This window comes from Roseomonas chloroacetimidivorans (assembly GCF_049629625.1).
Taxonomy (GTDB): Bacteria; Pseudomonadota; Alphaproteobacteria; order Acetobacterales; family Acetobacteraceae; genus Roseomonas; species Roseomonas chloroacetimidivorans.
In genome coordinates, this window is sequence record NZ_JBNBZS010000097.1 from 1 (window position 1) to 17,602 (window position 17,602).

Sequence of the window (17,602 nt, forward strand, 5' to 3'; positions counted from 1 at the left end):
TGCTTCATGCCCGCCAGAATCGCAGGCTTTGCCGCCAGTTCCAAGCAAACCTTGCAATTCCAGCACCCCGAATCCCGAACTTTCCTGCCTCAGTTCAACGAGTTGCTGGTTATTCAGGGCCGACTACATACTTTACGATGGCCAGCTCGACCGGACCCCAACAATGTTCCGCGACCAGACAACAACCTTTATCTACGTCCTTATGCTAGAGTGACGCTGCCTGAGGTAGCGACATTGCTGAAGGTCTGCAGATTGGCAGCGGTACTCTGGAGCCTTTCTGCTTCACTCGATCGCATGGCCGGAGCTATTCCGCCAACTCCGGCCATGCGATCGAGTGAAGTGGAAAAGCCCTGGACTCAAGGAGTGATGCGCCGTCGCCCCGCTATGAGAAAACCCCCTGATCTTTCATGGGCTTTCTCTTCCTCTCCGCCATCTTCGGTGCGTCAGGAACTCACGGCATCTAGTGGGAGAAGTCGAGCCTCAGATCTTTCTCTCCTACCTTCAGCTCGACCGTTCGCTCGCCATGTCGAAGCTTGATCCAGGGGCTGTGGAAAATCCAACCGTCAGGGGGGCGGATTTTGGCGCCGTCCAATTCCGCTGTGCTCGCGCCGGATAGGAAGACCCGCAGGCGACCTGCTCGGCCAAGGCCCTGGACCTCAACGTCCTCTCCAGAGACCCGAACGGGCATCTGCTGGATGGCGGCGCGGAAGGTGTAGAAGGAATCGAAGTCGGAGCGAGGCGCTGCCTGGATGATCACCGGTGATGTCTGTTCGAGCAGCCGCGCTTGGAAGCCTTGCCCCTCGATGCGGGCGTAGCCGCCGAAAGCCGGACGGACGGCGACGTAGGCGCTTCCACGCACGAGAATCCAGCCGTTCTCCTCCTCTGTCTCGAGTCCTGGGCCGATTCGAATGACCATCTGCCCAGCGCCGCGGCTGAAGGGCGGGAGGATCTTCTGCACGATCTGCAGGCCGCGACTCTGGGCGGCAAGCACGGCGTTGTAGTGGGAGCGACCGCCCTGCGGAGCGGGTGAGACTTCCACCCGCGCCTCCGGCCCGTCTGTCATCGCCACGCCGTTCCAGCGATTCTGGCTGCTGATCTGGGCCCAGCGATCAACGGGCAGGCGGGGGGCAATGCTGGCCCCCATGACGAAGCCCTGCGTCCTGTAGCTGTAGCGCACGAGGCCGGGCTGGTTGGGAGCGAGATCGTAGCGGGCGCCGGTCCAGCGGCCCGCGGCGAGGCTGACCGGGCGCGACCAGGCCTCGTAAGGCGCGCCCGCGTAGCGGGCGATAGCCCGCACTATCTCCGGCGGACGGTACGATGAGGTGAGCATCGGCAGGATGGCGGGATGGTTGATGCCGCCGCGCCAGCCGGTGCTGCCGAGGTAGAGCCAGCCCAGCCCGGAATCCGGCTGGGCTCGGGCGCCGGGATAGGCGCGGGCCTCGCTGCCGCCATGAAACCCCTGTTCCTGCTCCTGCGCCCACGAGGCCCACCAGAGGGTCAGGAAGCGGTCGGCGGTCCCTCGCAGGGCGGCATCGTCGGCGAAGTCGCGGATATTGTAGACCACCGACAGAAAGTACTTCGAGTAGGTGGGAGAAAAGAACTCGACAGGGCCGCCGTGTAGGGCGCGGGCGGCGAGCAAGGCAGTGAGATAGTGTGTCCAGACCGTCCTCTGTCCGTCGGCGTCCGACCCGTCCTCGTAGCGGATAGCGGAGCTGAATCGGTCCTGTTGCGCGAGCAGGGCGGCGGCCCAGCAGGCATGGGCTCTTTGGATGTCGTGGTTCTCGCTGCCCCAAGGGCGCCAGACCAGGGCTGGATCAGCATCCGCCACCTTGCAGCCGCTCAGACTCCAATCCTGAAACAGACGGCGAAGACTGGCCTGAACCTCCGGCAGGAGGCGGGGTGCGGTGACGGGAGCCTCCTGGCCGAAGAGGCGGATGATCCGGAAGACCAGCGTGGCCGTAAGAAAGGGGAAGTCCATCGCAGCGTCGGTCAGCGCGGAGGCGGCGGGGTCCTGCGGGTTGGCGAGGCGCTTCCAGCCGGGCGTCACAGGAAGGTGGCGGGCAGTCTCCGCCAGGAGCTGATTCGCACGGGCCCGCGCGGTAGAGGAAGGGTCCTGCTGGAGCAGGGCGAGGGCGAGGCCGAGCTGGCCCCATTCGCACCGGCCCGCTGCGTTGCCCGGGCGATCGCAACGGGGCGAAACGGCGGGATGGCGGATCCATTCTTGCAGGACCTGGGCGCTGCGCTGGTCGGTCGTACCGGCAAGGGAGTCGGCACGGGAGGCGGTGTTGTAGGTTGCGGCGGCGAGAGCAAGGACGGCACCTGCGAACGTTGTCAAAGGCCTGCCGCTTGCCATCGTTCGACCTTTTCTGGTTTGCGGGCCTTGCATCAGCAAGACGTTGTATTTAGCCATGCAGGATCGGAACATAGGTGCGATGCTACGCAGGCTGAAGGACCCCTGATTATGGATTTATGGGCAGTCGTACCGCGTGCGCGAATGGGGGCGTGAATTTGCTGGCCTTGAGGAGAAGCGGCATGGTCCCGAAGGTTACGGTTTTTGGCAGCTGCCGGGTCCACACTCCGTGCACCATTCTGCAGAAAGACGGAAAGTTAAAACTCAACCAGAAGAACATCTTCGGGTTCACGCATTATACCAGCGAAATCCTGCAGCAGTTCGATCTGATTTGCGGCGCGCGCCAGGCTCCTGCCCGCCTGCGACCCTATATGAACATCGGCGAAAATTGGTCAGCACCTCCCCCAGCCGACTTCTCGCACTTCGGCGAGATGTTTAGGGAGACGGACTTGTTCGTTGTTGAGATCTCGTCGGTCCGGCAGGTTATCTTCAAGTCCATCTTCCTTCAAATTAATCGCGTGATGGATCAACTCGTAAAAAACGACGCCGTCCTCAAACGTTGGTGGAAGCCGATGCTGGCTTCCGGGAAAAATGATCTCTCGGCTTACCCGCTGGAAACGGTAACGCCGGTGGAAGCGGAGGTCGTGAGACAGATCCGGATTCGTGAGCAAACTCCGGGACAGATCGTTCGGGATATCGGGCTGATTTTGCAGAAGCTGGGCAAGCCAGTTCTGTTTGTGTCGCATTTCAATGTGCAGACAAATAACAAGCCCGTTCCGCAGCGCCAACTAATAATCGATGCCCTCCGTACATTCGAAGAACAGCCGGGAGTTTCCATTTTTGACCCGACGGAGGCGGTCGTTGAGCGCGGAACAGAGGCCTCCTTAATCGACTTCGGTCACTACAAGCATGAGTTTGAGCCCCATGTTGCCTCGTTGATTTGGGACAAGGCCGACACGTTGCTGCGTGAAGTGGTCTGAGATCGAAACCGGCACGCAAAGGGACGCTGGTATCGGGCGCGACCTATGAGTGCAAATTTGTGTAAGGATATTTTGTGCGACGGAAATCGCTGTCTTCTGCGAGCCGGCGTGGCTTGGGGTAAACTGACTAGTGAGGTCGATACGTCCCGGTCGGAGCAATGCGACTACGGTGCGGGCCAGCTGCAACACGGTGGGAACGTTTGGAGAGGATAATCTAACATCTCGGAAAATGGGCGATCGGAGCGCCGGAAACTTGCTCTGAGAACTCAGTAGGATGAGTGTCGGCATGGTGCTGATATCTGTCAGTGCCAACCAAAACAGAGCGTTCCCAACCCCGGTTGTGGCGTTTGGAGACGAGTAAATCTTGGGCTGGCGGATTGATCTGCAGCAGTGACTGCGTATAAGGACGCTATTCACTTACTCGCGAGGCAGCCTCATGTCCGAAGCAATGGCTGGGTTTCTATTTTTTGGGCCAGGGGAGGGTGCGGCCTTCGAAGCGGCGGCTTTGCTGGCCAATTCGACGGGAGTATTGATTGACAAGTCTGAGGCCAACGTTGCCGCCTTTCGGAAAAGGGGTTTCGCTGCCGAGCGGGCCGACTTACTGGATTACAAGCATCGCAACGTGGCCCGTGGCGCCTTCGTAATCGATGTAGTTCAGGAGTTGGGCGGGCGGGCGGAGTTTAACCAAGCGTTGATCGGAGCTGTGCGGGCAGCAACGGACTACATTATCGTTCAGCATCCGTATTTCGATGAAGATAGTGGCTTGGCGCTGCGGGGACTGCAGGTCCCTGGCCACTTCGGCAAAAAAATAAAATATCGTCCAACGATTGCCGACTATGCCAACTTTGTTGCTGCAAACTCTGAAGGCTTACAAATCAGCGGGGTGGCCGCTTTTGTGTCGGGCAAGGCGACGGCCACGCCGCTTAATTTGCCAGGATCGGTGCTGAGGAACGTACCGGAATCGGTCGAAGTGCCAAAAACGATCCGTGTTCTGATTGGCCGTAAAGATATTAGCCGTTTTTATGGTGTTCTCGATCGGGCGCGGTTCGGAAAGCAGATCCTCCTTTGGGAATGGCTTTAAATGTCAATCTGGTCGTTTGATTGATGGCTCGGGTCCTGCTACTCTCAAGCTGCGCTGAGCGTTTATCCACTCTGGCTTGAGTAGGTTCCATGGAAGGCCGCATAGACAACATCAATGCCGCTGTGCTGCGTGGCTGGGGCTGGAATCCTGCGATGCCGGAGCAGCGGCTTGTGGGTCGGGTCTTCGTCGACGAGATAATGATCGGCGAGGTCGTGCTTGATCAGCCCCGAGGGGATTTGGCCGCTGCCAAGATCGGCGACGGCGCGCATGGGTTCCGCCTCCAGCTTCCGATCGCCTTGCAGGACGGGAGAGATCATGTTTTCCGTCTGGACGTCGATGGAGAGACCGGGCCCGTCACACTGCACTCGCGCATGCTGCAGGTTGCGGAGCGCGGCATCGTTGGACGGTTCGAGCGGGTCGTCGGCGGCATTTGCCAGGGCTGGGCGCTAGACAACCGGGATCCGGAGCGGCGCCTGACGGTCGAAATCCTCGCCGGCGACGTGATCCTTGCCGAGGCCCATGCCCTGCACCTGCGTAAGGACCTCCAGCGCCTCGGCCTTGGCGATGGCCGCTATGGATTCAATCTGCAACTGCCTGCGTCCCTGCTGCGCAAGGCGCAGCCGGGCCAGATGCTGGTCGCGCGGGTGAGGGGAAGCGATGATGAGCCACCCAAACAGATCGGTTCCCTGCCTCTGCCCAGTAAGGAGTTGGTGAAGGCGCTGGTAATGCGTGGTCGCTACGCGCAGCAGCAGGGGCAGCGCGCCGAGGCGATAGCCATCTTCGAGGACCTACTGAAGCTTGATCCCGAGAACGTGGACGGCCTGTGGCGGCTCGCTCGGCTTCTTGTCTCGGAGGGGGGCGACAGGGCTAGGGCGCGCGCCCTGGCCGAGCGGGCGGATCGCCTCAAACCCGCCCTCAGCGACGTCAATTTGATCCTCGCGCGCCTCGCCCACGAGGAGGAGAGGTACGAGGAGGCCCTGAGCCGCTGGATGCAGATCGCCCCAGGCGAGAGCGCTTATCGCGAGAGCTTGATCAAGGCGGGTCGTTGCCTTCAACACCTAAGCCGTCCGGTGGAGGCCATTGTACCGGCGCGCAAGGCGCTCGCCCTTAACCGGGCCGACGTCGATGCGATCCGCCTGCTGGCGGAAAGTTACATGCTCGTGGGCGCGCCGCAGCTCGCGCTGCCGCATTGGCGCACCCTATCAGACTTGCAGCCCCGCGATCGGCGCGTGCAGAGCCGTCTGACTCAGGCGCAGGCGTCAGCCGGCGTCAGCGTGCAGCAGGACGCACCGGAGCCGCTGATGGTGCTGCGGAACCCGGCTTTGCGTGCCTGGAACGGAGCCGCCATCGGCGAGGTTCGCCATCCGGTCCAACTAGCGCAGGGGGTCGTGCTGCGGCCACTCGTCGAGGGTGAGCCGGTCGGCTACCGCATCGCCAAGCCGCAGGAGTTCAAGCCGAACGGCTTTCCCTACTTCGGACTCTATCTCTCTGCGGGGACCACTGGCTTCGAACTGGAGCATCGGCTGGATCCGGAGAAGGCCGAGTTGCTGCGCCAGGGGGTGCGGATTTCCTTCGAAGTGGAGGTGCCGTCCGGTGCTGTGGAGGCGAGGCTGGAACTGTGGCTGCGCGATGCAGCGGCGCCGGAAGGCGCTTCCCGCCAGCTCTGGTGCGGCCAAGCGGGCAGCATGCCGCAGCTGGCTTGGTGCGACCTGAGGCTGGAACCGGCGGAGGGGGAGTTGCTTTTAGCCGACCGTCTGGTGCTGGTTCTGCGTGCACCGGATCCGGCAGCGGTTCTTTGGAACCCGCCGCGCCCGGTGCGGCGCCTCTCTATCGGGGTGGCCTGGCCGTCCGCCGCGGAGGGCCCTGCCCTGCCGGAGAGGCTGAAGCGGCTCTCGACTCCTGCCGGGCAGGAACTGCCCCGGTTTCGCCTCCTGCCGGCACCGACTGCCGATGAGGCCTGGAGCATGGCCCATCCCTACACGGCCCTGGTGCTCTGGGCGAAGCCGGGTGCGTGGGACGCCGAAGCGTTGGACCGGAGCCTGGCCGCGCTGCAGAGGGCCGAGAATCTGCCGGCGGTTTTCCGGATCGTCACATCCCCGGCAACGGCGGACTTGGCCGCAGCTTGGCTGGCGGCCAGGCATGCCGACCCGCGCCTAAGCCTGCGGCCGAACTGGCGGCCGCGTGATGAGAGCGCCGACTGGATCGCCTTCCTTCGTGCCGGGACGGCGCCCCCGGCCCGGTGGCTGCGTGATCTGCACGACGAAGCCCGCCGGAAGGGATCCGGCGTTTGCGGCGATCGCGACATGCTCCTGATACGGCGTGGGGCGTTGGAGGCGAGAGAGGGGGGGCATGACCTCGTTGGGCGCCTGGTTGGCAGCGAGACCTTCGCGTCAGGCCCGGCGGCCGTGGCGCCGGCGAAGAAGGCGTCCCCTCAACTGATGACAGGGGAGAGATAGCACTATGGACGCACTTTTATTCCCCATCGCCGGACGCTTCCTCCTGGAGGATGGGACGCCGGCCCTTTATGGCTGGGCCTCGTCCCTCGATGAGGAGCCTGTGGTGCTTGCGGTGCAGAGTGCCGGCAAGACCCTGACTCTCCTGCACACCACACCGGGTGTGTCGGGCCTGGACGATGCGCCCGAGGGGGCGCACGGCTTCCGCTGGCGTATTCCGAGCGTCTTCTTGAAGAGCGATGAGGCGGTGCCGCTTCAGGTCGTCCACCTGGGTACCGGTGAACCGCTGGAGGGACCCGGCCACCTTCCCCCGCACCTTGGCGCGCAGTGGGTCGATCTCGCCCCGGCTGCGGAACCCGCCGAATGGCCACACGGGCTTGCAGCAGCCCTCCCTCCAGGGCTGATCGAGGTGGCGACCGGCTATTGGCTCTGGGCCGATCTCGCTGCCCAGGGCGTTCGCCTCGAACGCGCGGCAGTGCCTGACCTGCCCGGCGCGCCGGAATGGGCGATACGGGTCGTGCTCTCCTCGCCGGCCGCCATGACCCTGCACCAGCGCATCGCCCCGGCGCTGCTACCGCAACTTAGAGATGAGGGGCCAGCCACCGTCCGACTCTTCGCCAAGCTCGCGCGTGCCCTGGAACCCATTTCGCAGGCACATCTTGAGATCGGGTTGAGTCATTGGGACGGCCAGTCCTTCGCGCCACTCCGCCGCATCCGTCGATCCCGGCTCTATCGTCCCTTCTCATGGATCGACCTCGAACTGGATCTGGCCGCGGACGAGATCGCGCTGCAGCGCGAGGGGAACCTCGTCCTCAGCCTGTCCCTGCCATCCTCGCCGGGCATGGTGGCATGCCCCATCGTCCTGCCGGTCGAGCGGGAGCAGGGCGCCGGCGTGTTCGAGGACAGTCGCCTGGACGAGACATTCGCCGTGATCTCCAACCTGGCGCGTGGGCACAACCATGTCGTGGAGCCGTCGCTGCTTCCCCCGGAAGCGCCGCTGCGCTTGGTTCCCGAGGTCAGGGACACGCCGGAAGTCCCGTTCACCCAAATCATCCTGCCCGTTTACAACGGCGCGGAGGTGGTGCGGGACTGCCTGGAATCTGTGCGCCAGCGGACGGATACGCCCTTTCAGCTGCTGATGATCGACGATGGAAGTCGTGGCTACACCCGCCATATGCTCGAGGAGTTCGCGAGGATCGATCCGCGCTTTCTCCTGCACCGGCGGGACGTGAACCGTGGCTACACAAAGTCGATCAACGAGGCTTTAAAGCTGACGTCGGCGGATTGGGTCGTCATCCTGAACAGCGACACCGTCGTCTCCCAGGGCTGGCTGCGCAAGCTGCACGCGGCAACGCGGTCGCAGCCGAACGTCGGCATGGTGGGGCCGCTCTCCAACGCGGCGACTTGGCAATCCGTTCCGGAGGTGAAGAACCCGGACGCGTCCTGGTCGACCAACGCCTTCATCGACGCACACCACGTCCCGGCCGTCCAGGCGATCTTGGACAAGGTGTCCGAGCGGGCTTACCCGACCATTCCCGTCCTCAACGGCTTCGCCACGCTGATCCACCGCCGCGTGTTCGAGGTTCTCGGGCTTTTCGACGAGGAGGCCTTCCCCGTGGGCTATGGCGAGGAGACCGATATGTGCTTACGGGCGGGCAGGGCCGGATTCAAGCTCCTGGTGGCGGACGATTGCTTCGTCTACCATCAGAAGAGCGTCAGCTTCGGCTCCGCGACCCGCTCGAAGCTGTCGCGCGCCGGCAGTCTTGAACTTCGTAACAAGCATGCAGGGATCAACATTCCCGTGCTGGAGCGCTCCATGCAGCGGATCCCCTCGATGGTCCGGCTGCGGACGGCGCTTGCTAACCTGCCCCAGGAGTTGGCGTGATGCCCAGGATCGTCTTCGTTCTGCCGGTCCGCGGCGGAAGCGGCGGTGCGCATTCGGTGATGCAGGAGGTCGATGCACTCCGCTCCCTGGGTGTAGATGCCACAGTGATGGTCAATGAGCGGAACATCGAATCGTTCCACAACAACTACAGTCGCTTTGAATGGCTAGAGGGCGGGGTGGACGTCTTCACCAGCCCGCGCGACCTGGGACTGAAGGCCGCCGGTGCGGATGTGGTGGTGGCGACGACGAACACGTCCGCGCACTCCATCGCGGAGGCCATCAAGGAGACGAAGGCCGGCTTCCGCACGGCCTACTATGTGCAGGACTATGAGCCGCTCTTCTACGAGACGGACTCCGTCGACTACAAGATCGCGTTGGCCAGCTTTTCGGCCCTGCCGAACTGCACCTACTTCGCCAAGACCCAGTGGCTGTGCGACGTGGTAATGGCCGCGCACGGGATCGAGGTGAAGAAGGTGGTGCCCAGCATCGACCACGGGATCTACTACCCTTCTCGGCGTTCGGAGCGGGAAACGCGTGTGCTCTGCGCCATGGTCCGCCCGCCGACCCCCCGGCGCGCGCCGCGCCGAACTGTGGAGTTCCTGACCCGGGCGGCGTCCGGCGAGTTCGGGGCGTTGCGGGTGATGGCGTTCGGCGCCACCCCGGGCGACATGGAAAGTGCCGGGCTGCACTTGCCGGAGAACGTCGAGCAGGGCGGCGTCATGAGCCAGTTGCAGGTCGCCTCGCTTCTGCGCGAGGCGGATTACTTCGTGGATCTGTCGGACTACCAGGCCTTCGGTCGCACGGCCGCGGAGGCCATGGCGTGCGGCTGCACCACGATCGCGCCAGCCCTGGGCGGCACCTGGGACTTCATCAAGAACGGCGTAAACTCCTTCCTCGTGGACCCCAGTAACTCCGACTCGGTTTTCTCCACGCTCGACCGCATGATCTCGATGTCGGACAGCGAGGCGAGCGCGATGCGATACGCTGCCCTGGAAGCGGTGGCCGGATACACGCCGGTGCGCGCTGCCATCTCTGAGCTGCGAGCCCTCGGGTTCGCCTGAACGCTGTGCAGGGAAAGACGGGTTGGGACGGGGGGCGACGATGATTAGGGAGTTATCCTCTCGTCAAAATGACGTTAGCCGCCTATTAAGCGAAAGCGATCTCGCATGAGCAAGACTGCCGTTTCGTCGCTGCACGTCGCGAATGAGGCCTTTCTCGTCGCCAGCACCATCGAGCGCTGCCCGAAGACGATGATGCTGCGCGAGCTGGTCATGAATGCGCTCGAGGCGGCCCCGGAGGGAACCGACGCCGGGAAGGCCGAGGTACGCGTCACCCGCAAGGTCGTTGACGGTGTATCGAAGCTGGCTGTCTGGAACACCGGGCAGGGCATGTCGGCGGACGAATTGTACAGCATCTGCGACCTCGCCTCCTCCCTGCACAAGCAGAACGCGCTAGACCGGAATTTCGGCATGGGGGCCAAGGTGGCGTCCCTGCCGTCCAACAAGCACGGGCTTCGCTATCGGTCCTGTCGCAACGGGAGGGTCAGCGAGGTCACGCTCGGGCAGCGGGGGGGCGTTTACGGCCGGCTGATCTACGATGAGCATGCCATTGGAATCGCGGCGACCTGTGTGGATGCGACGGAGCAGACCCGCCGCGAGGGTGAGCATGACCTGTTCCGGGACTGGACGGAGGTCGTACTCTTCGGCAATCGGCCCGAGCAGGACACGGTGGCGTCTCCCTATGACGGCAATCCTGATGTCGAACCGGACTGGATCCTCAAGTATCTGAGTCGCCGCTTCTATCGCCTGCCGCCCGGCGTCCGGCTGACCATTCTGAAGACGGCATCAAGCGATCAGCCGCTGCCATTCAAAGGCTTCGCGGAGCGCCTCGCGCGGTTCGATCGCGTCGAGAGTGTCAAGACCATGGGCGGGGTCGTCGTCCACTACTGCCATGCAGCTGATGAGGGGGCTCGGGAGGGGGAGACGGCGCCCGACGGGTTGCCGGACCTCCTGGGTATGGGCGCGATTATCCATCGAGACGAACTTTACGGGCTGCGCTCCGGCCAGGAATGGATTTCGGACGGTCCGCTCTTCGGAATTCCTTTCGGCGGCAGGCATTGCACAGTCTTTGTCGAGTTGCCGGACAGCTTTGGGGTGCGGGCCGAGGCCTATCGGCAGTTCCTGCGGTACAGCGGGGGTGACCAGCGGCAGGTTGCGCTGAGCGACTTCGCGGCACTGAGCCGTGATTTCATGCCGCAGTGGCTGCGCGACATCATCGCCTCCTACGGGCCGCCGCGGATCGACTACACGGTCGAGCTGAACGAGGAGCTGAGCCAACTCCTGATCGAGCTGGACGTCCCGCAGACGTCGCGGGCGGCTTCGATACCCCGCGGGGCTGAAACGGAGCAGAAGCCCCGGAAGGACCGCGTGAAGACCCGGCGCATCGAGCAGCCGCCGGAGATCGTCGGCCTTCGTGATGCCGAGCAGATCGAAGGCCGCGGCCTGAGCGGCCGCGCAGCCCGCTACTATCCGGCGCCGCACCAGATCTTCGTCAATCTAACCTATTCCTCGGCGCTCCGTCTGCGGGCGCACTTGGAAGAGGCGTTCGCGTTCAGCCCCGATGCTGAAAGCCGGGCTAGGCTGGCCGCCGATCTCGCTGAATTGGTGCTGACCCGGCAGGTTGCCCGGGCCGTCGTCTATAGTCTTGCCAAGCAGGAGCTGGGTTGGACGCCGGACGAGATTGCGCGCGCCCAGTCCCCCGAGAGTCTGAGCGTCGTTGCTGACGACTACCTGGCCGAGTTCCCGGCCGTGCGGCAACGGATGGCAGAGATGCTGGGCGTGTCGCCGCCGAAGCAGGACGAGGTAAATGGCGGCGTCTCCGAAGACCTGCGCCTGTTCGGTCTGGCAGCGGACGCCGAGCAGGCGGCCCGCCGCGCCCTGCTGAACCCCATGGGCAACCCGTCCAGCCTGCTTCGCCGCGTCAGCACGATCGAGGCCCAGCGCCGCAATATGACGTCCGCGCTCGAGTGGGCTCACAAGGCGCTGAAGCACAGCCCGGGTGATCCCGCGTCCCATCATCACCTAGCGGGATTGCTGCTGCGCCAGGGTGACTTCGAGGGCGCGGAGCTTTCAACTCTCAGAGCCCTGGAATTGGGCCCTGACATGGCAGCGCGCTTTATGCGCCAGCTCAGTGCGATCGAGATGCAGAAGGGGAACCTGCCGAAGGCTGCTGAATGGGCCCTGAAGGCGGTGAGCCACGATCCGGACGACGCACTCTCCCGGAGTTCCCTCGCGGGCGTGCTGATGCGCCAGGGTCAGCTGGCCGAGGCTGAGGCCGCATGCCACAAGGCGCTCGAACTGTCACCCGAGGATGGGCCGCGTTTCATGCGTCAGCTCAGTAACATCGCCGCGCAGCGCCGAGACTTGGACGAAGCGGTCGAGTGGGCCCGGAACGCACTGGAGGCCTCTCCCGAAGACCCGATGTCGCACAATTTCCTGTCTTCCATGCTTCTGCAGCGGAAGGATCTGGACGGCGCGGAGCAAGCGGCGACCAGGGCGTTGCAGCTAGGACAGGAGGCGCCCGGCCGCTTCATGCGGCAGCTCAGTGCGATCGAGATGCGGCGGGGGAATATGCAAGCTGCCGTCGACTGGGCGAAGAAGGCTATTGAAAGTGATCCGGCCGATCCTCTCTCGCATCATCACCTCTCCGGCCTGCTGGTTCAGCAAGGAAACATGGCGAAAGCGGAGATTGCGGCGCGCGAAGCATTGAGGCTCAGCCAGGATCATCTCCAGCGCGAATGAGGGCGGAATATTGCACTGAAGCTCCTTATACCGGCCAAGGGGCTACTGCTACTGGAGCGGTCTGACCTGGTTGGGGCAACCGGCAGAGGTAGCCAAAGATCTCATGGGCGACGAAGCGTTTGAGGCAGCGTATGATGTCGTGCGCCTCGGCGGCCAAGTGCTCCTACCGCGCATGAAACCAGGCCGCAATGCGCAGGGAAGCACCCTTCTGCGCGACAATCTCAACCCGCCCGAGTTCCGGCCTTGACCCGGGTGCGCTGGTCTTTATTGCCGTCGGGGCCTCTGCCAAACCCGAAACGGTTAATGGAACCTGAGCGGTGGGGCGAAGTCGTTGGTCCCTGGACTCCGGGAACGGCTATGCGAGTTGCCATTCTCGCTTTAGGTCAACAAGATGCTGGCGCATCCGGGCGTCCTGGCTGGTCCTTCGACCCAGTGCACCGCGCAAGACCGTCATCATCTCAACCACCTCCGCGAAATGCTTGGCGCGTGAGACAGCCTTCGTCAGGCTGGAGAGGTGCCGGCGGTGGAGGTTGAGGGACCGGGCATCGTAATGGATACGCCCGCCTGTTAATGCCGCGTCGACATACACGCGCCAGTCGCAGGTGCAACTCCAGCGGTCCAACTCTTTTCCGAGCCTCTCGAGAGTGCTGCGCAGCGCCTCAGCACGCCAGAGCACCGCGCTGACATTCACCACGAGGTTGCGAGGGCATAGGCAGCGCCGCGTGAATTCTGCGCCGGGCAGGCTCACGTCGTTGTCGAGAATATGGTCACCCAACGCCGCGGCATATGGCTTGGTGCTTTCCTCCAGGATCGCGCCTTCCGCATCGATGGCCGTCGAATCACAGAATGCAAAGGACGCGGAGGGATCGGCCGAAAGGCGCTCCACCAGAGCTCTCAGCATGCCGGGTCGTGCGCTGTCATCCGCTTCTGCGATCCATAGGAATGGCCGGTCCAAGTGGGAAATGCCGCGAGCCCATTGCCGTAAGACAGAGCCGCTGTTCACTGGATTGCACTGAAGGTGGACCGGGAAAGAAAGGTTTGCCAGCAAGGGTTCAGCCACCGCGATGCTCGCGTCGCTGGATCCATCATCGAGGAAGGCCATGGCCCCCACTGATGATCCCTGCGCAACGATCGATGAAATACGCTCAGGCAGGTATCTGGCGTAGTTATAGTTTGGTATGATAACGCCAACTGATCCGATCGAAGAGGATGACATATTGGCGTGTTACCTCTAAAGGAATGGTTTAATCTTATCGATTTTCCGGTAATTTAGTCCGGGCGGGGCACCCTCACCGAACCGCGCGGTGTAAATCTACCTTGTAATAGACCAGCCTGTCTATATATTCGGAATGATACCGAATCACCGTTGAAGTTGGACCGGCTACAGAGCGGTGTCGTTAGGTACCTCAGGATGGCAGGCGAATTCCCCTTCCCTCCTGAAAGAACGTTCGGTATGCGTCGCTTCCCTGGATAGGCTGTGTCCGGCCTGCTCCTCGGCCCGCTTGGCGCTCCCTAACCACCCGGCGACCTCGGCCGCGAGTTCTGCCTCGGCCCTGTGGATGCGACCGTAGCTCACGGCCTTGTGCCGCGATGCCTGGGCTCTGAGCTTCGTGCCATCGATCGCCAAATGCCCTGAGGTGGTTCCCATCCGCTGGCCAGTTTGGCGGCCTGGATAATGAGGTGACCCGGCAGAAGTGGTCCATCTGCGGTGTTAGTTTTTCGGCGGATTTCCCGGGGATGGTTTGGGAGATTGGCCATGAGGAAGAAGCGGTTCTCGGTCGAGCAGATCGTCTCGGTTCTGAAGCAGGCGAAGTTGGGCCTGCCGGTGGCCGGCCTGGTCCGGCAGGTCGGCATCTCCGAGCAGACGTTCTACCGATGGAAGAAGCAGTACGCCGGTCTGCAGTCCGAGCAGGTGCGGGAGTTCAGGCAGGTCACGGAGGAGCATGCCCGGCTGAAGAAGCTGGACACCTCCAGAAACCCTGGGGCTCTGATGGATGATGACGTTTTGATGCTGCCGGGGCGGTGATGACGCGGTTGCGGTTGCGCATTCCGGGGGGAGCGGCGGCGACTGGCCTGCTTGCGTGCCGCTACGCTGACGCGGCTTTGCCGCTCAGCCAGACGAGGCGCTTCATGTTGTAGGCGAGATTGGCGAGACCGATCTTCACCCGCGCCCTGGCGAGGCCGATGGTACGTACGACCAGCGCCATCGGCCCCTTCTGCCGGGCAAAGACATGCTCGACGGTCGAGCGCACGGCCGATTTGCGGGCGTTGGCCCGCCGTGTCCGCGCTGGCATCGGCCGCCCCGGCGGCTTCTTGCAGTGGATGCGCGAGACCAGGCCGCGTTCGGCCAGCCACGCCTCGTTCTTCGCCGAGCGATAGACGGCGTCGGCCCAGACATCGCTGGCGGTGTTGCCGGGATCGATCACCTCCTCCAGCCTCGCCCCGTCATGGGCCGCGGCATGGCTGGCGGTCCAGCTGCGGATCAGGCCGTGCCGGCGATCGATCGCGACATGGTTCTTGTAGCCGAAGGCCGGCACAGCGAGATCAACCTGCGGTGCGCCATCCTCGCGCGGCCTGGCCTTGGAGAACTTCACCATCCAGCGCGCGTCGCGGTCCTTCTGGCGCAGCTTCGCGGGCTTCTCCGCCCAGCCCTCAGGGATCTTGCCCGCCTTGATCGCCGCCCGCTCACCTTCGGTGTTGCGCTGCTTTGGCGCGGCGACGATGGTCGCGCCGACGATCTGCCCGCCCATCGCCAGGTAGCCGGCGGCGCGCAGCATGGCGTCGAACTGCGCGAACAGCCGCTCCACCGCACCGGCACGCTTCAGGGCCTCGCGGAACGCCCAGATCGTGTTGGCGTCCGGCACCGGGTCGGCCAGCCCCAGGCCGAGGAAGCGCATGAACGACAGGCGGTCCTTGATGAGGTACTCGCAGCGCTCGTCCGACAGCCCGTGCATCGCCTGCAGCAGCAGGATCTTGAACATCAGCACGTGATCGAAGGCGAGCCGGCCGCCCTTCGTGCCGTCGGCGCGCGGCACGGCGCGCTCCAGCTCCGCCCGGAACATCGCAAAGTCCACCAATGCGGCGATACGCTCGAGATCATCGCCTTTGGCCGACAACTTCCGCAGCCGCTCCTCCACATCAAAGAACCCAGGCTGCCGCACCATGCCCATCCCCCCATCAATCCGCCTCAATGAATCAAGCCGCGGGCACCGTGACGAGGGGGTTTCTGGAGGTGTCCAGATGGTAGCGGAGCTCAGCCTGGACAAAGCCGTCTTGCAGGACGTGCTCTCAAAAAAACTACGCCGGCAAAGTTAGCTGGCGTTATGCGTTAGCAGGGTGGTCGGTTGACGAGCTCTGGAGGCGCGGGATGGCCAGACTGTTGGCACGGGCGCAACCCGGACGTGAGCGGGTGCTGGTTCCCCTCCAGCAAGAGTGTCCCGGCTGCGGCGGGCACATGCGATTGCGCTACGAGAACCGCCGGACGCTGATGACGCTGTCCGGGCTGGTGCGGCTGCGACTGAGGATCCGCCGCTGTGAGCATGAGGGCTGCGCGCGCTACCGTCTGGCGTACCGGCCCGAGGCGGAGGGGGCGCTGGCCCTGCCCCAGCATGAGTTCGGCCTGGACGTGGTGGCGATGGTGGGGGTGCTGCGGCACCGGGATCACCGCAGCGTGCCGGAGATTCATGCCGCCCTGCGTGGACGGGGGGTGGAGATTGCCGAGCGGAGCGTGACCAATCTGCTGGACCGCTATGACGAGCTGCTGGCCACCTCGCTGACCGATACACGGCGGCTGCGGAGAGTTCTGGACAGTCAAGGGCGGGCGATCCTGGCGCTGGATGGCATGCAGCCGGATATGGGTCACGAGGTGCTGTGGGTGGTACGCGAGTGCCTCTCGGGCGAGGTGCTGCTGGCGCGCAGCCTGCTGTCAGGCACGGCCGAGGACCTTGCGCCGCTGCTGGCCGAGGTCGCGGAGGCGATCGGCGTGCCGGTGGAGGGTGTGATCAGCGACGGGCAGACCTCGATCCGGCGCGCCGTGGCCAAGGCGCTGCCCGGGGTGCCGCACCAGCTCTGTCAGTTTCACTTCCTGCGGGAGGCGGTCAACCCGGTCTATGAGGCGGACCGGCACGCCAAGAAGGAGCTCAAGAAGGGGGTGCGCGGCGTGCGCCGGATCGAGCGCTCGGCCGAGGGACGCGAGGATGCCGGCTCGGAGGTGGTGCGGGGCTACTGCGCTGCCGTGCGCAGCGCCATCACCGATGATGGCCGCACGCCGCTCGCCGCCCCCGGGCTGAAGCTCAAGGGACGGCTGGAGGCGGTGGCGGACAGCCTGGACCGGGTGCTGGAAAAGGGGGCTCGCCCGCGCCGCTCGCGCGGCTGCGCCAGCTGATCGGTCGCGGGTTGGAGGGCACGGCCGCGTTCTGGCCCGAGGTAGAGCGTGCCTATGCCTGGGTGCACGCGGCAGCATGGATCCTGGGCAACAGGGGCGATGAGAGCGCCGCGCGCGTCCGGCGCCGGTTCGATGGCCTGCTCGGCGCCATGCTGCGCCACCGCCAGAGAGCAGGCGTACTGGCCCCAGCCATCGAGCTCTTCGCCAAGGTCGCCCGCAGCTACCGCCCCGGGCTGTTCCACTGCTACGCCGTGCCCGGCCTGCCCAGAACGAACAACGACCTCGAGCAGCTGTTCGGCTCCCAGCGCTACCACGAGCGCCGCGCCACTGGGCGCAAGGCGGCCTCGCCGGCCGCCGTGCTGCGCGGCGAGGTACGCCTGATCGCAGCCACCGTCACGAGACAGCGCCCGCCCACCGCTCCTGACCTGGGGCGCGCCAGCCGACAGCGCTGGGGTGAGCTTCGCCAGCGCCTTGAACTGCGGCGCCATGCCCGCACTCTGCGAGCCCGGTTCCGCCGCGATCCACAAGCCTATCTGGCCTAACTAAGGTCCGTTGACATTCATCGCGATGCGATGATGGCCGCGGCGAGGCTGATGCTGGCGCGGAAGCTGGTGTCGGTCTTGTCGTAGCGGGTGGCGATGGCCCTGAACTCCTTGAGCTTGGCGAAGA

At 64.3% G+C, this 17,602-nt stretch carries 10 protein-coding genes and 2 pseudogenes; 8 read left to right on the forward strand and 4 right to left on the reverse strand.

What is annotated here, in order from left to right; translation table 11 throughout:
* Window positions 1-460 precede the first annotated feature (460 nt).
* The gene (locus tag ACO1BU_RS31690; protein WP_424139936.1) at window positions 461-2,335 is read right to left on the reverse strand and encodes a hypothetical protein; all 1,875 of its coding nucleotides are present in this window, start codon (window positions 2,333-2,335) and stop codon (window positions 461-463) included.
* A gap of 197 nt (window positions 2,336-2,532) precedes the next feature.
* Between ACO1BU_RS31690 and ACO1BU_RS31695 the strand changes: the two genes are divergently transcribed.
* From ACO1BU_RS31695 to ACO1BU_RS31720, 6 genes are all read left to right on the forward strand, one after another.
* Window positions 2,533-3,330 (forward strand): hypothetical protein, encoded by a 798-nt coding sequence (locus tag ACO1BU_RS31695; RefSeq protein WP_424139937.1) that lies wholly within the window; start codon window positions 2,533-2,535, stop codon window positions 3,328-3,330.
* 436 nt (window positions 3,331-3,766) lie between these two features.
* A complete protein-coding gene (locus ACO1BU_RS31700) occupies window positions 3,767-4,411 on the forward strand; it encodes a hypothetical protein (protein ID WP_424139938.1) in 645 nt (214 codons plus the stop codon).
* Window positions 4,412-4,500: 89 nt separating this feature from the next.
* A complete protein-coding gene (locus ACO1BU_RS31705) occupies window positions 4,501-6,867 on the forward strand; it encodes a tetratricopeptide repeat protein (RefSeq protein ID WP_424139939.1) in 2,367 nt (788 codons plus the stop codon).
* A 4-nt stretch (window positions 6,868-6,871) separates the two neighbouring features.
* Window positions 6,872-8,749: a glycosyltransferase family 2 protein gene (locus ACO1BU_RS31710; RefSeq protein WP_424139940.1), complete on the forward strand. Its 1,878-nt coding sequence runs from the start codon at window positions 6,872-6,874 to the stop codon at window positions 8,747-8,749.
* Window positions 8,749-9,810 carry a glycosyltransferase family 4 protein gene (locus ACO1BU_RS31715; RefSeq protein ID WP_424139941.1) on the forward strand — a complete coding sequence of 354 codons (1,062 nt, stop codon included), beginning with the start codon at window positions 8,749-8,751 and terminating at the stop codon, window positions 9,808-9,810. Before ACO1BU_RS31710 ends, ACO1BU_RS31715 begins: the two co-directional genes overlap by 1 nt.
* Window positions 9,811-9,915: 105 nt before the next feature.
* Window positions 9,916-12,549, forward strand: a complete 2,634-nt coding sequence (locus ACO1BU_RS31720; RefSeq protein WP_424139942.1) for a tetratricopeptide repeat protein — start codon at window positions 9,916-9,918, stop codon at window positions 12,547-12,549.
* Window positions 12,550-12,904: 355 nt separating this feature from the next.
* On the opposite strand, the gene ACO1BU_RS31725 is transcribed toward ACO1BU_RS31720, so the two are convergent.
* Entirely contained in the window at window positions 12,905-13,765 is an 861-nt protein-coding gene (locus tag ACO1BU_RS31725; RefSeq protein ID WP_424139943.1) for a glycosyltransferase, read from the reverse strand.
* 540 nt (window positions 13,766-14,305) lie between these two features.
* Between ACO1BU_RS31725 and ACO1BU_RS31730 the strand changes: the two are divergent.
* Window positions 14,306-14,512: pseudogene (locus ACO1BU_RS31730) on the forward strand (transposase); the annotation flags it as partial.
* A gap of 124 nt (window positions 14,513-14,636) precedes the next feature.
* Here the strand turns inward: ACO1BU_RS31730 and ACO1BU_RS31735 are convergent.
* A complete protein-coding gene (locus ACO1BU_RS31735; RefSeq protein WP_424139944.1) occupies window positions 14,637-15,713 on the reverse strand; it encodes an IS5 family transposase in 1,077 nt (358 codons plus the stop codon).
* Between the two features lie 290 nt (window positions 15,714-16,003).
* On the opposite strand from ACO1BU_RS31735, the gene ACO1BU_RS31740 reads away from it, so the two are divergent.
* A protein-coding gene (locus ACO1BU_RS31740) for an ISNCY family transposase (RefSeq protein ID WP_424139945.1) occupies window positions 16,004-17,475 on the forward strand; the annotation gives its coding sequence in 2 pieces (ribosomal slippage) (window positions 16,004-16,886 and window positions 16,886-17,475; 1,473 coding nt in all).
* A gap of 17 nt (window positions 17,476-17,492) precedes the next feature.
* Here the strand turns inward: ACO1BU_RS31740 and ACO1BU_RS31745 are convergent.
* Window positions 17,493-17,602 (reverse strand): annotated as a pseudogene (locus tag ACO1BU_RS31745) (IS5/IS1182 family transposase); the annotation flags it as partial.